Source organism: Seonamhaeicola marinus (genome assembly GCF_008085455.1).
Genome location: NZ_VSDQ01000409.1, coordinates 189,126 through 204,413, shown reverse-complemented (window position 1 = coordinate 204,413; position 15,288 = coordinate 189,126). Strand labels below are relative to the sequence as shown.

At 35.1% G+C, this 15,288-nt stretch carries 10 protein-coding genes; 7 read left to right on the top strand and 3 right to left on the bottom strand.

Annotation, left to right across the window (positions count from 1 at the left end):
- The 3 genes from FUA24_RS06015 to FUA24_RS06005 form a co-directional block, all read right to left on the bottom strand.
- Positions 1 to 1,671, bottom strand: a complete 1,671-nt coding sequence (locus FUA24_RS06015; protein WP_148540578.1) for a sulfatase-like hydrolase/transferase — start codon at positions 1,669 to 1,671, stop codon at positions 1 to 3.
- Positions 1,672 to 3,108, bottom strand: a complete 1,437-nt coding sequence (locus tag FUA24_RS06010) for a sulfatase-like hydrolase/transferase (protein WP_246146965.1) — start codon at positions 3,106 to 3,108, stop codon at positions 1,672 to 1,674.
- Between the two features lie 138 nt (positions 3,109 to 3,246).
- Positions 3,247 to 4,116, bottom strand: a complete 870-nt coding sequence (locus tag FUA24_RS06005; protein ID WP_148540576.1) for a helix-turn-helix domain-containing protein — start codon at positions 4,114 to 4,116, stop codon at positions 3,247 to 3,249.
- A gap of 175 nt (positions 4,117 to 4,291) precedes the next feature.
- Here FUA24_RS06005 and FUA24_RS06000 point away from each other — a divergent pair, with 175 nt between their 5' ends.
- The 7 genes from FUA24_RS06000 to FUA24_RS05970 all read left to right on the top strand — a co-directional run bounded on the left by FUA24_RS06000 (position 4,292) and on the right by FUA24_RS05970 (position 15,278).
- The gene (locus FUA24_RS06000) at positions 4,292 to 7,531 is read left to right on the top strand and encodes a PSD1 and planctomycete cytochrome C domain-containing protein (protein ID WP_246146964.1); all 3,240 of its coding nucleotides are present in this window, start codon (positions 4,292 to 4,294) and stop codon (positions 7,529 to 7,531) included.
- 11 nt (positions 7,532 to 7,542) lie between these two features.
- Positions 7,543 to 9,045, top strand: coding sequence for a DUF1501 domain-containing protein (locus FUA24_RS05995; RefSeq protein ID WP_148540572.1), 1,503 nt, complete (start codon positions 7,543 to 7,545; stop codon positions 9,043 to 9,045).
- Positions 9,046 to 9,055: 10 nt separating this feature from the next.
- Positions 9,056 to 10,186, top strand: coding sequence for a twin-arginine translocation signal domain-containing protein (locus FUA24_RS05990; RefSeq protein WP_148540570.1), 1,131 nt, complete (start codon positions 9,056 to 9,058; stop codon positions 10,184 to 10,186).
- Between the two features lie 19 nt (positions 10,187 to 10,205).
- Positions 10,206 to 11,591, top strand: a complete 1,386-nt coding sequence (locus FUA24_RS05985; protein ID WP_148540568.1) for a DUF2231 domain-containing protein — start codon at positions 10,206 to 10,208, stop codon at positions 11,589 to 11,591.
- Positions 11,592 to 11,882: 291 nt separating this feature from the next.
- Positions 11,883 to 13,013 (top strand): glycoside hydrolase family 117 protein, encoded by a 1,131-nt coding sequence (locus FUA24_RS05980; RefSeq protein WP_394344191.1) that lies wholly within the window; start codon positions 11,883 to 11,885, stop codon positions 13,011 to 13,013.
- 95 nt (positions 13,014 to 13,108) lie between these two features.
- Positions 13,109 to 13,903 (top strand): IclR family transcriptional regulator, encoded by a 795-nt coding sequence (locus tag FUA24_RS05975; RefSeq protein ID WP_148540564.1) that lies wholly within the window; start codon positions 13,109 to 13,111, stop codon positions 13,901 to 13,903.
- 358 nt (positions 13,904 to 14,261) lie between these two features.
- Positions 14,262 to 15,278 carry a zinc-dependent alcohol dehydrogenase gene (locus tag FUA24_RS05970; RefSeq protein WP_148540562.1) on the top strand — a complete coding sequence of 339 codons (1,017 nt, stop codon included), beginning with the start codon at positions 14,262 to 14,264 and terminating at the stop codon, positions 15,276 to 15,278.
- Positions 15,279 to 15,288: the final 10 nt, after the last annotated feature.

The following is a 15,288-nucleotide window of genomic DNA, read 5'->3' as shown; positions in this document are numbered from 1 at the left end:
TTATTTACTTTTATATTTTGAAACCGATTCACTGTCTACAGTATATCTGTATACCATAGGTTTACCTTCACCGCGAGCATTAGTAATTTCAGTTTTCCAGACTTTTCTTAAGTCCTTTAAGATTGAAGCATATTGTTTGTCTTTAGCTAAATTCTTTAATTCAGCTGGGTCGTTTTTTAAATTATATAGTTCTTCGTAAACGGGTTGTTCGCCTTCTAAAGATCCGTTAGAAAGGGCTCTGTAAATAGCAATGTCTGGATCATGTACTTTGTATAATAAATCATTTACTTTTAAACCTAATTCCTTAGCTGCGGCTATTTTTTTTAATGCAGGGAACATATCGTTTTTGTAATATCTAATGTATTTCCATTGTTTATCTTGCACAGCTTCAATCTTAGGATTCCCAAACTGAGTAGACCAAAGGTTTTCTGTATAAACATAATCTCTTACTTCATTTTTATCACCTTTAACTAAACCTGATATATCTTTTCCTTGAAAAGTGTTAGGCGTTTGAATGCCGGCCAATGCCAACATAGTGGGCGCTACATCTATACTTTGTACTAAGGCATCACTTTCTAAACCTCTTTGTCTCTTCTTTAAAGAAGGGTTGTAAACTATCATTGGAACATGGGTAGTTTTTTCATAGCACAGTGCCTTTCCGCCTAGTCCTTGTTCTCCCATAAATAAACCATGGTCTGAGGTAAAAATTATAATGGTGTTTTTATCTAGTTTTAAATCTTTTAATTTACTTCTTAAATTGCCAACCATTCTGTCAATACCGGTCATAGCTTGTAATTGACGGGTGTAACGTTCTTTATTATCTTCTGGGGTATCTACGTAGTTGTAACCTGTTTGTCTGTTTTCAACTTTCAATACATCTGCTGGTAATTTAGGTGTTATGATGTCCTTTTTGGCAATGTAATTTGGCGGAAGTGGAATGTCTAAATCACGGTACATGCTTTTATAAATAGCATCATCATCCTTTTTCATTTTCATTGAGCTGGTTCCAGCGCCATGAGGCAAATTGAAGTTTACAGACAGCATAAAAGGCTTGTCTGAAGGTCTACTTTCTAGAAATTTAATAGCGCCTTTTAGCTTTCTTTCGTTAGGGTCTAAAAAGTCATTTACACCCTCGTTAATAACTTCAACTTGCGTATGTGCAATGGCATCATTAAAAATGTCATGTACTTGTTTAGGGTAGAATCTAATATGGCCATGTCCAGCATACCAATAATCAAAACTCTTTTCCATTAAGCCACTGCCGTAACCGCCTTTTCCAATAGGTGCATGATTTTTTCCAATCCAACCTGTATAATAACCAGCATCTCTCATTATCACAGGATAAGACTTTGCCCAAGCCTCATCTGATACACTTGTTCCTGAATTGAAATTTACGGCATGTTTTCTTTCATACTGACTTAGTAAAATTGAAATTCTACTAGGTGTACAAATTGCGCTAGTAATGTGAGCATTGTTAAATAAAGTGCCATCATTGGCTAGCTTATCTAAGTTGGGAGTTTGTACAATATCGTTCCCTGTACATCCCATCATACCATAAGATTGGTCATCTGTTAAAATGAAAATGAAGTTAGGACGTTCTTGTGCCTGTACATTAATAAAGCCTATAGCAATGAATGCTAATACTAAAATGGACTTAAATTGTTTAGTCATTTACTTTTTATTCTTTAATGATTTTTTTCTTGTCTCTTGAAGTCTTTGCTCTTCTTTAATCACATTTTCTGGATGCGGATCCACCCAACCTGGTTCTAAGTTTTTGGCGTCCCAAGCGGCATAGGCTTTTTCTAATTTAGAAACTACTTCGGGATTAGCTTGGGCAATATCGTTTCTTTCTAAAGGATCATTCTTTAGATCAAAAAGTAATGTTTTTGCCTTGTAAGCACTTTTGTAAAGCTTGTAGTTTTCAACTCTAGCTGCATATTCGAAACCTCCAACGGAGCGCCAAAACAGTGCTTCATGTGGTTTAGAATTGCTGTTTTCAATGTGAGGTAAAAGATTAACACCATCTAATTGCGTTTCTTTAGTAATATCTCCCCCTGCTGCATTCAGAATAGTTGGGAAAAGGTCTAAAGAAATTATTGGATTATCATAAACCTGATTGGCTTCAATACCTTCTGGCCAAGAGATAAAGAATGGTACTTTAATGCCACCTTCAAACAACATGCCTTTATGCCCTCTGTTAGGTCTATTGTCGGCATGTTCTTTTCTCCCGCCATTATCACTTAAAAAGGCTATTATTGTATTGTCTTTTATACCATTGGCAACTAAAGTAGAGTCTATTTTACCAACACCAATATCTACACCATTTACCATAGCTGCGTAAACACTTCTTCCTCCGTATTCAATATGTTTAGTGTTTTCTAGGTATTCTTCTGTTGCATGATCTGGGGAGTGAGGTGCATTGTAGGCTAGGTAAATAAAGAAAGGCTTGTCTTTATCTTCGTTAATGAATTTTATAGCTTCTTCGGTAAAGTCATCGGTTAGGTAACTTAACTCGTCTTGAGAAACCTGTTCTCCATTTCTTAATATGGTTTTAATAGGACTTTGTGGATAGCCCCAAAAATTCATATTTCCCCCAGGAAAGCCGAACCAGTGGTCGAACCCTTGCGCGTTTGGTTGCAGATTTGGATGATCTCCAACATGCCATTTACCAATAGCGGCAGTTCTATATCCTTGCTCTTTAAGTGCCTCTGAAATCATTTTTTCAGATAACGGTGTTCCAATAGATTCATCATTCTCACCCTGATAAGGTAAATTACAATCATGTCCAAATCTTGCTTGATACCTTCCTGTTAAGATACCAGCTCTTGAAGGACTACAATAGGGGTGAGAAACATAGCCGTTGGAAAATATAACGCCTTCTTTTGCTAAACGGTCTAAATTATCTGTAGGTATATCTGTAGCACCATTAAAGCCAACATCTGCCCAACCTTGATCGTCGGTTAAAACAATAATAACGTTAGGTTGTTTTTTTGTGTCTGTTTGTTCTGTGCCTGGTTTTTCGGTGGATGTTGTTTTTGGGGTGTTATTGCAGTTTAAAACAAATAACGGAATAACCATTAGTAATGGTTTTTTTAGAAAGGATAGCATAGTAATGTGTTTAGTTGTAACTTAAGTTATATAGCAAATTTAGCTACACCTTAAATATAAGAAAGTTAGTAATAGACATAAGTATATCACAAATGGTTTTAATTCCCCTTTTTTGTGTTAAAAGGCGGATTAGTTTGGCTAAAGGTTTAACTGTTCCTTTCTAAATTTACCAGGGCTTTTTCCTGTGGTTTTTTTAAAAAACCTGGAGAAGTAGGATGGGTTGTGAAACCCTGTTTTTTCTGATATTTTTTGGAGAGAATCGTTGGTGGTTAAGAGGAGTAGTTGGGCTCTTTCTATTCGTTTGGTTAGTATATATTTTAAAGGTCGCATTCCAAAGTTTTGTTGGAATATTCTTGAGAAATGATCGGTGCTCAAGTGACAGTAATTTGCCAAATTTTGAACAGTAAGTTCATGGTGCAAATTCTCAGCTATGTAAATTAAAACCTTTTCTAAGTTGGTTCTTGAGCTGGTTTTAAGTTGATTTGATTTATCTTCAGTAATAAAACGTGATAGTAGAATTGATAAAATACCCTGGGTTTCAAGATAAACGCTTGAATTAACAATTCTATCTTTTTTATTTAAATTATATAATAAAGATTTATTAACATGAGCCTTTGGGTCGCTATTGGTTACAGCCATGTCGGGGTTTAGTTCTAATAGCCTTTTAAAATAATGTACATCTGTAATAGAGGCCTTCGTTTGATATTTGAAATTCTGCAAGTTGTAAATAGATAAGCCTTCTATAGTTTCTTCAAAGAAGCCAGCATAGTATTGTTCATGGTATTCGTCACACTTATATCTATTGTAGGTATAACTGGGAATTAGGTACATATAGCCCGGACGTAAATTAAATTCCATTGAGGAGTGGTATGCCTTTGCATTTCCTGTAGTTACATAAAACAACCGGGTAAATGGACTAATTACATTATTGTAATTCCAAGTTTCATCCAGTTTGGCATAGCCTATGTGCAATAAATTAAGTTTTATAGGGCTCCCGCTTATTGCCATGTTTTCTTTGTTTTAACTGTGTTTTTAAAGGTGTATGTGTTGTAAAGGTAATGATGAAATTTTTAAAAATATCGGAAATGTGCAATTTTTAACCTGATTTGAATATATAATTATTGAAAAAAGTCGTTTATATTTGAAAAAAAATTTCAAGAGCAATTTTTTTATGTTAAAAGGTATGAGAATTTTAGCCCTATTATCTGGGCTTATTTTGGTGTGTTCGTGTGGTCCAGATTTACCTGAGACCGTAGCTATTGAGTACAATAAACTTCCGAAAAAGTTAGATTTTAATCAGCATGTAAAACCAATTTTATCAGATAAATGCTATCTGTGTCATGGGCCTGATAAGAATAATATAAAGGGTGGGCTTCAGTTACATGCAGCTGAAGTAGCGTATGCTGAATTACCTGAAAATCCGGGTAAGGTTGCCATTAAACCGGGTAATCTAGAAAAAAGTGAGTTCTTTCATAGAATGATGACAGACGATCCTAAGTTAATAATGCCAGAACCGAGTTCACATTTAACCTTATCGGATTATGAAAAGGCGGTGCTTGTAAAATGGATTGAAGATGGTGCAGAATATAAAGACCATTGGGCATTTTTAAAGCCAGAAAATCATGAGATACCAAAAGTTAAAAATGAAGGGCAGGTAGCTAACGAAATTGATAATTTTATTCTAGAGGAATTAGAATATCAAAATTTGAAATTATCAGATAAAGCCGATAAAGAAACCTTGTTAAGAAGGGCTTCATTAGATTTAACTGGGTTACCTCCAACTTTAGAGGAAATAGAAGCCTTTGTTAATGATGCATCTCCAAATGCTTTTGAAAAGCAAATTGATAGACTCCTAGCTTCAGAAAAATATGGAGAACAGCGAACTTTAGATTGGATGGATTTAGCGCGGTACGCCGACACGCATGGTTACAGTAATGATAGATTTAGAGATGTATCGCCTTGGCGCGATTGGGTAATTGAGGCGTTTAATGAAAATATGCCATATGACAAATTTATCTTATGGCAAATGGCGGGAGATATGTTGCCTAATGCTACTAAAGAACAAAAATTAGCCACTACCTTTAATAGATTACATCCTCAAAACTTAGAAGGAGGTATTATTGATGAAGAATTTCGTTCTGAATACGTTTCGGATAGAACTCATGTTATGGGGCAAGGCTTTTTAGGATTAACCATGGAATGTGCCAAATGTCATGATCATAAATATGATCCTATTTCTCAGAAAAACTATTATGAAATGTACAGTTTCTTTAATAATGTTGATGAAACAGGTTTGATTCCATGGGATTTAGCAACACCCGTTCCAGCAATGCTTTTACCAACTGAAGAACAGGAGAAGGTTATTGCGTATTTAGAAACTATTGTAGATGAAACAAAAGAGAATCTTGATGTTGTAGAAACAAAAGAAAAAGCAAAAGCAGATAAATGGTTATTTAGTGAAGGCTATAAATCTATTCCTTCAAATAGAAAGCCACAAAATTTAGTTGCTGAGTTCAATTTTGATAACGGCAAACTTGTTAATGCTGTTGGCGGAAATGGTAAAAACAATGTGAGAATGCGTCAGCAATTTGCTAATAATGAACCTGCTATATTTAAAAAAGGTTCTAAAGGTAAAGGGCTTTCTATGAATGGTGATACGTGGTTAGATTTGGATAAAATTGGTATTTATCAAAGAAATCAGCCATTCTCAATAGGAATAGATGTTTTTATTCCAAAAGATTTAGAAACGGGCGTTATTTTTCATAAAATGAATAGCCCAGAACTTCATAGTTTTAGAGGGTATCATTTAAAACTTCAGGATAATAAATTGGAGGCGCTACTGGCTCATGTGTATCCAGACAATGCTATTGTAGTGGAGTCCTTAGAAGATATGCCTAAAGAAAAGTGGGTGCAATTAACCATGACATATGATGGTTCTAGTAAAGCCAGCGGTGTATCTATTTATATGGATGGTAAAAAATTAAAAACTAAAACTCAATTTGATAATTTATACAAAGACATTATTTTCCACGGATTAAGATTGTATGGTAAACAAAGTCCTAAACTTGAACCAGGTCTTCGTATTGGCGCCGTTTGGAGAGGTAAAGGTATTGGAGGTTCTGTTGTAGATAACTTATTGGTTTTTAACAAAGAACTGAGTGGTGTTGAGGTAATGCAAATTGCAGATTCTGGTACTCTAGATAAATTAAAGAAAAAATCAGTTGATGAATTATCAAAAGAAGATAAAGACAGATTTGTACAATATTATTTATCTGCTAACTCAAAAGGGTATAATAAGGCATTAAGAGATTTAGAAAAAGATAGGTTGGCCTTAGTTGATAGCATTGATAATGTTAAGCAAATTATGGTGATGAAAGAGCGAGAAACACCAAGGCAAGCTTATATACTGGATAGAGGGCAATACGATTCTCCAACAGATTCAGTATTTCCTAACACGCCAGATCATATATTTGGGTTCCCTGAAGATCTTCCTAGAAATAGAATAGGTTTAGCGCAATGGATAACTAATCCTGATAACCCCTTAACGGCCAGAGTAACCGTAAATAGGTATTGGCAGAATATTTTTGGGCGTGGAATAGTAAAAACTGCTGAAGATTTTGGTAATCAAGGGGAATTACCAACGCACCCAAAACTATTAGACTGGTTGGCAATTAAATTTGTTGAGTCAGGATGGGATGTTAAGGCGTTGCACAAATTAATTATGATGTCTAACACTTATCAGCAAAGTAGTTTAGCAAGTAATGAACTCATGGAAATTGATGGTGAGAATAAATTACTGGCAAGAGGACCTGCAAAGCGTTTATCTGGCGAAATGTTACGAGACAATGCATTGTTTGCTTCTGGTTTATTAAGTGAAACCATTGGAGGAGAAAGTGTTTATCCGTATCAACCGCCTGGTTTATGGCGTATAAGTGGTGGTACTTATACACAAGGTGAAGGAGAGGAACTGTATCGAAGAAGTATGTATACCATATGGAGACGTACAGTGCCGCATCCAACTATAGCCACTTTTGATGCACCTACAAGAGATTTGTGTACAACAAGAAGGCAAGAAACTAATACACCTTTACAAGCATTAGTACTATTAAACGATCCGACTTTTGTTGAGGCGGCCAGAGTTTTGGGTAAAAAGATGATAGCTTATGATAGCCTAGATGAAGGTATTTCAAAAACCTATAAAAAATTAACCGGAAGAAGTATAAAACCAGAAGAATTAAAGGTTCTTGCGGAATTGCAGAAATCTGAATTTGAAAAGTTTCAAACAAATAATGCTAAAGCAAAGGGGTGGATAAGTATTGGAGAGCATAAAATAGACCCAGAAGATGATGTGGCTTTAGTGGCAGCAAATGCGGTGGTGGCATCAACCATAATTAATTCTGATGCATTTATAACAAAACGATAAAATAGTTCATTATGTGTGATCATCATGATATATTAAGATCTGACAATAAAGATCTTCAAAGTATTGAAAAACAGATTGACAGAAGGCATTTTTTAAAGAAAACGTCTTTGGGTATTGGTGCGCTAGCATTAGGCAGTTTACTTAATACTGAAAAAGCTTGGAGTTCTATTGGAAACTCAAGTGAAGGTGTTAATGCCTTTACTAGAAATAAATTAGGCTTACCTCACCATTTACCAAAGGCTAAACGAATTATTTATTTGTTTCAGAGTGGCGGACCTTCTCAATTAGATTTATTTGACTATAAACCTAAATTGGTTGATATGTTTGGTAAGGATTTGCCAGAATCTGTAATAGGTGGACAGCGTTTAACAGGTATGAGTGGAAGTCAAAGTACTTTGCCAGTAGCACCTTCGTTGTTTAAATTTAAACAGTATGGCGAGTCTAGAGCATGGGTAAGTGAGATTATGCCACATCTAACCGAAGTGGTGGACGATTTGTGTTTTGTTAAATCAATGCAGACCGATCAAATTAATCATACCCCAGCTGTAACTTTCATGCAAACAGGGCATCAATTACCTGGTCGCCCTTCTATTGGATCATGGTTAAGTTATGGTTTAGGATCAGATAATGATAATTTACCAACCTTTATCACACTAATTTCTAAAAACGGAAAAGGGCAACCATTAAAAGCAGGTTTATGGGGTAATGGATTTTTACCAACAGAACATCAAGGTGTACAATTTCGATCTGGAAAAGACCCTGTACTATACTTAAATAACCCTGATAATTACGATGGTAATGACAGAAAGAAAATGTTGGATTATTTAGACAAACTAAACTCTATTCAACATGATGCTTACGGAGATCCAGAAATTCAAGCAAGAATGACCCAGTATGAAATGGCGTTTAGAATGCAAACGTCTATTCCGGAGGTTACTGATACATCTGATGAACCAGAACATATATTTGATATGTATGGAAAAGATAGTAGAGATCCGGGAACCTATGCAGCAAACTGTTTAATGGCCAGAAAACTGCTAGAAAAAGGGGTTAAGTTCGTTCAATTATATCACCAAGGTTGGGATCAACATATTGGCTGTCCAGGAGGAGTTAAAAACAAAGCAAGACAAACAGACCAAGCTACAGCTGCTTTAATTAAAGATTTAAAACAACGCGGTATGTTAGATGATACACTTGTTGTTTGGGGTGGTGAATTTGGTAGAACGGTTTACTCTCAAGGGCAGTTAACAAAAAAGAATTATGGTAGAGATCACCATCCTAAAGCTTTCACAATGTGGATGGCAGGAGCTGGAGTAAAACCTGGGTTTACGTATGGTGAGACCGATGATTTTAGTTATAACGTAACTAAAGATCCTGTTCATGTGCATGATTTTCATGCCACTTTATTACATTTATTTGGGGTAGATCATGAACGCTTAACCTTTAAACATCAAGGTAGGCGTTACAGACTAACAGATGTGCATGGTCACCTAGTTAAAGATATCCTAACCTAAAACGTAAATTATGTCTACAAGAAGAAATTTTTTAAAGAAAACAGGACTTGCAAGTGCAGCTTTGGCGGCATCTTCATCGGCTTTTGGAGCTACAATAATAACAAAAAAGGAAAGTCCAGCTCATTTACTTAATGAAACTGATACAATCTTAGGTCAAGGGGATTATAGATATAAGCTTACTAAAAATTGGGCTCAAATGAGCTCAACAAGAATTCCTTTGCTTAATTGTCATGAGATGGTTATGGATAGTAAAGGGCGCTTAATAATGATAGGAGATCATCCACAAAACAATATCTTGATTTTTGATAGGTCTGGTAAATTATTGGACTATTGGGGAACTGCTTATCAAGGAGGTCATGGTTTGACTTTGCATGATGAAGGAGGTGAAGATATGTTGTATATAGCTGATTCTGGTTGGGCACTTGGTAAAAACAATAAGATGATTAAACATAATGGGCGTGTCGCAAAAACAACTGTAGATGGAAAAGTGTTGTTTGATATTGGTCATCCCATGACTATTGGTGTGTATAAGCCAGGTGAAGATTTTTGTCCTACGGAAACAGCAATTGGACCTAATGGCGATATTTATGTAGCAGATGGTTACGGACAAAGTAGAATCATTCAATACGATTTAAACGGAAGATATATCCGTCATTGGGGAGGAAGTGATAATCCAGACCCGAACTACAGATTAAAAAGTGCTCATGGTGTGGCAATAGATTATAGAGAACCAGGAAACCCAATGGTGGTTTGTACATCGCGTTCAGAGCAGTGTTTTAAATATTTTACTCTAGATGGTAAATATGTTAAAACTATTAAGATGCCTAACATGTCTGTCTGTAGAGCGGTTTTTGATGATAATAATCTATATGCCGGCGTATGCTGGTCTCAGCCTAAGGTTGGTAAAACTAATTGGAGAGATCATACAGGTTTTGTAACGATAATGGAAGGCGATAAAGTGGTGTCTAATCCAGGAGGAACCGAACCTGTTTATAAAGATGGTGAGCTTCAAAAGTCGTTTCAAATAGATGAAAAACCTATTTTGCATGGACATGATGTGTGTATTGATGAAGATAAAAATGTATACATCTGCCAGTGGAATGCAAATCATTCGGCACCTTACAAATTAACACGTATATAAAGAATTTACCTATTATTTTATGAGTGAAACATCAGACTTTGTCTTGTTTTTAGGGAGGTTTCATCCTTTAGTTGTACATCTTCCTATCGGGTTTTTATTTTTCGCCTTTATGCTAGAACTTCTTGGAAGGAAAGAAAAGTATAAGGGATTAACAAATGCCATTCCATTTGCATTGTTAAGTGGTTTTGTATCTGCGCTTGTGGCGTGTATCCTTGGTTATATGTTGTCTTTAAGTGGCGATTATGACGAAGATATGTTGGATGGTCATTTTTGGTTCGGAGTCTTTACTACGTTTCTGGCTTTTATAGCTTGGTTGATAAGGATTGGGAAAATCAACTTACCTGAGAAAAATAAAATCAAAGCAAATATTTCTGCTCTTGCTGTCATTGTAGTATTATTAAGTGTTACTGGGCACTATGGTGGAAATCTTACCCATGGTAGTGATTACTTAACCAAGTATATGCCATTTAACAAAAAGGAAAAGAAAACATTAGCAGCGGTTGAAAAATTAGAAGATGCGGGAGTTTATGACTATTTAGTAGAGCCAATATTAGATGCAAAATGTACAAGTTGTCATAACGAAAGCAAGAAAAAAGGTGGCTTATCTCTAATAGACTCTTTGGCTATTATGAAAGGAGGTAAAGGGGGTGATGCTTTAATTGCTGGTAATTCGGCTAAATCTGAAATAGTAAAAAGGGTTTTGCTAGATCCACATCATGATGATTTTATGCCGCCTGAAGGAAAAACACCGTTAACAGATGAGGAAATTGAAATTCTAAAATATTGGATAGATGATGCTTCGGCTGGGTTTAGTACAAAAGTAGCTAGTGTAGAAACTTCAGAAAACGTCGCTAAAATTGCCTCAACTATGTTAGGCTTAGAAGGCGGTCATCATTCTACAGATAAAATTCCAACCTTAGGTAAGGTAGATGAAGCCGCTCTCCAAGAAGTCGTAAATGCCGGATTTAGGGTGTCAGAATTGGTGTTTGATTCTAATATTTATGCCGTAGAATTACCTGCAAAAACAATTACAACGTCTAATATTGCCGAATTAGATGTTAAACTACAAGCATTATCTAAGATAAAAGACAATGTATTGTGGTTGTACCTTGAGGATAATCAGGTCAAAGATGAGCAAATTAAAATCATTTCTCAGTTTAAAAATCTTAAGAAATTAAAACTCAACAAAAACTCAATTTCTGATTCTGGAGTATCTCAAATCTCAGATTTAGAATTAGAAAGTATAAATCTTTACAGTACGAATATTTCTAAAGAAAGTCTTAGTGAACTTTTAAAGATAAAGACGCTAAAGCGTGCATATATATGGGATACGGCTATTTCTAAAGAAGATGTTGAAGGGCTTAATTTAGAAAAAGGGGCGCCAGATTTTGTTGTTGGCCTATAATTGTTTTGAACATTTGTTCTGTTGTTTTAATTATATGTTCTGTTGGAGAAAAGTAACTATAGATATTTTTGGAAAGTATAGTTTTTGTCAAGTCTAGTTAAGGTTGATTTTACTTGTGTTCTACTTAGATTTGTTGCAATGGCTTTAATGTTAAATCAACTAAACTTATTTAAGAGATAAATGAAAAATGTAGTAAATTCAATAGCAATTTTATTATTAATGTTAACTATGACAGGGTGCAATTCAACGAGTACAAAAGAAAAAGCTCCTGACAATTCAAAAGAAGAATCAATGAAAATATCTGAAGAACAATTAGATCATTTAGGAATTACCGATGTAAACCATTTAAGTGCGGCCTCAAAGAGAGCATTAAAATGGCCAATGGATCTTGGTAATGAATGGTTTATTGAGTTTGGGAAACTTCAACCTTTAAAAGGGGACTTGGCATATGAAGAGGGTGTGGTAAGAAGAGATCCTTCAGCTATGATTAAGCATAATGGTAAGTATTACGTTTGGTACTCTAGAAGCACTGGAGAGACGCAAGGGTTTGGAGGCGATATAGAAAATGAAAAAGTATTCCCTTGGGATAGATGTGATATTTGGTATGCTACATCAGAAGATGGTTGGACTTGGAAAGAAGAAGGTATTGCTGTAAAGAGAGGAGAAAAGGGAGCTTATGATGATAGATCTGTGTTTACAGTAGAAATTATGGAACATGATGGAAAGTATTATTTATGCTATCAAACAGTTAAATCACCTTATAACGTAAGAGTTAAAAATCAAGTAGGATTATCTTGGGCAAACTCTCCCGATGGTCCTTGGACTAAGTTAGATAAACCAATTTTGAGTCCAGCTGATAATGGTGTTTGGAAAGGTGATAACTTACAAGATAGAAGTATGGTAGAGAAAAAAGGTGATTTTGATAGTCACAAAGTACATGATCCATGTATTATTCCATACAAAGGGAAATTCTACTTGTATTATAAAGGTGAGCAGATGGGAGAAGAGATTACGTTTGGAGGTCGTCAAATTCGTCATGGGGTAGCTATTGCAGATAACCCATTAGGACCTTATGTTAAGTCGCCTTATAATCCTATAAGTAACAGCGGTCATGAGATTTGTGTATGGCCATATAATGGAGGAATTGCTTCGTTAATTACAACTGATGGACCTGAAAAAAATACTATTCAGTGGTCGCCAGATGGAATTAATTTTGAAATAATGTCAGTATTAAAAAGTGTAGATGCTCATGCTATTGGATTAAATAGAACGGCTGATACAGAAAAGGAGCCAACCGAAATATTGCGTTGGGGACTAACACATGTTTACAATAGCTGGCATTATCAAAGTATTATGCGTTTTTCTTCTAAAAGAAGAACTGCGCATACAGCTCCTGGTGAAGTCAAAGGAAGTAAAAAATAGAAGTAATTAGTTTGTTGTTGATCGGCTGCGATGTTTCGTGGCCGATTTTTTTATTTATAAACTAATGTTATTTTTGTCTTTCTACACAAGAAGATATGAGTAAAGATACAATTGAGGTTAAGCCAAATTACAATGTTCCAAATTTGGAACGTGGATTGCTAATTATTGAATTACTTGCTAATCATACGCAAGGTTTAACAATGGCTGAAATTGTTGATGCTCTTGAGGTGTCTAAAACAAGTGCTTTTAGAATAATTAATACCTTAATTTCAAAAAACTATCTTCAGAAAAATGAGACCACCAAAAAGATAACGCTTTCCAGAAAAATGGTGACCTTGGGTATTTCATCAATGAATGAACAGAGCATTGTTGAGTTATCTATAGATGTAATGCGTGCGCTTAGAGACGAGTTAAAAGAATCTGTAATGCTAGGGGTTATTTTAGGGTCTAAAAAAGGGACAATCTTAGAGCAAGTATCGTCTTCGTATCCGGTAAAGTTATTTGTAGAAAGGGGAACGCAGTTTAATTTACACAGTTCTGTTGGAGGTAAAACGATTTTGGCTTACCTGCCAGATGAAGAGGCTGATACTATTATTAAGCAAATGAACCTTGCACAGTATACCAAAAATACCATTACTTCAAAAATTGCATTTAGAGAGCAATTAAAGGAAGTTAAGGAAAATGGGTATGCCATAGATAATGGTGAGGATATTCAAGGTATTCATTGTATAGGAGCGCCTGTATTTAATGAATATGGTTATCCAGTTGCTTCTCTATGGATTACAGCACCTCATGGTAGATTACCTCACGAGGAGTTTGATGAAAAGGGACGTATTGTTGCGAGGTATGCTCAAGAGATTTCTGCCAAATTAGGGTATGTTGAAGCCTGAATAGAGGTGTTTTAAGGTCTTTCTTATAACTTTATTTACTTTCATTTTTTTATAATTTTTAGTTAAGCTAAGTTTCTGTTTTTAAGCTCTAAAAGGTCGGTTAATAACTTTTGGGAGCTAAACTATTCCTGTGAATATATTTTATTGTATATTTGTTTCAAATATCAAACTTGTTTCTTATTTGAAACTTTTTAATCTAGTAAAATAATTCATTTGTATATGAATTAATTTTTTATATTTGAAAGTAAATGTGTTGTGTGAAAATGTATTAATCTTAATACTAATTATGTGAGCGTTAATATAGGATTGCACAATACTTTAAAAATAATTTCAAAAAACAGTTTAAATTAAATTAGAAATGATAGCAACGCAATACGAAGGAAATAAAACATTTTCAGTCGTAGAAAAAGAGATTGAAGCTCCAGCTCAGGGTGAAGTAAGGATTAAAGTAGCCTATTCAGGAGTTTGTGGAACAGATGTGCATATCTACCACGGTATGATGGATCAAAGAGTGGCAATGCCGCAAACAATTGGACATGAAATGTCTGGTGTTATTGATGCGGTTGGGCCTGGTGTTGAGGGGTTTGCAGAAGGAGATAAGGTGGTAGTTCGTCCTTTGGATGATAGAAAAGCTAAACCATCAGATAAAGGATTTAATCACATTTGTGAGGAGTTAAACTTTATAGGTATTGATAGTCCTGGTTCTATGCAACAATACTGGAATGTTCCAGCATTTACTTTGCATAAACTTAAGGAGCATACAGATTTAAAATTGGCAGCACTAATTGAGCCTTTATCTGTTGCAACACACGATGTTCGTTTAAGTGGTTTACAAGCTAACGAAACAGCTGTTGTTTTAGGAGGAGGGCCTATCGGACTTCTAGTGGCTATGGTGGCTAAAGAGGTTGGAGCACAAGTTATAATTTCAGAAGTTAATCAAACAAGAATAGATAAAGCTAAATCTATGGGGTTAGAAGCTGTTAACCCTATGGAAGTAGATTTAGTGGAATACGTGAAAAGTAAAACTGAAGGAAGGTTAGCAGATGTTGTTTTTGAAGTTGCAGGTGTACAACCAGCATTAGATATCATGACAGAAGTTGCTGGTATTAGAGGCAGAATTGTTATGGTAGCTATTCATGGACAACCTAAACCTGTGAATTTATTCAAATTCTTCTGGAAAGAGTTAAAATTAATTGGTGCGCGTGTTTATGAAAAAGAAGATTATGAAAAATCGATTTCTTTAATCACAGCAAATGAATTACCATTTGAAGACATGATAACAGACGTTCAGCCTTTATCAAACATTCAGAAAGTATTCGAAAACATTGATAACAACCCTGATGGAATGAAAGTTCTAATGGATTGTCAGCTTTAAAACAACAACA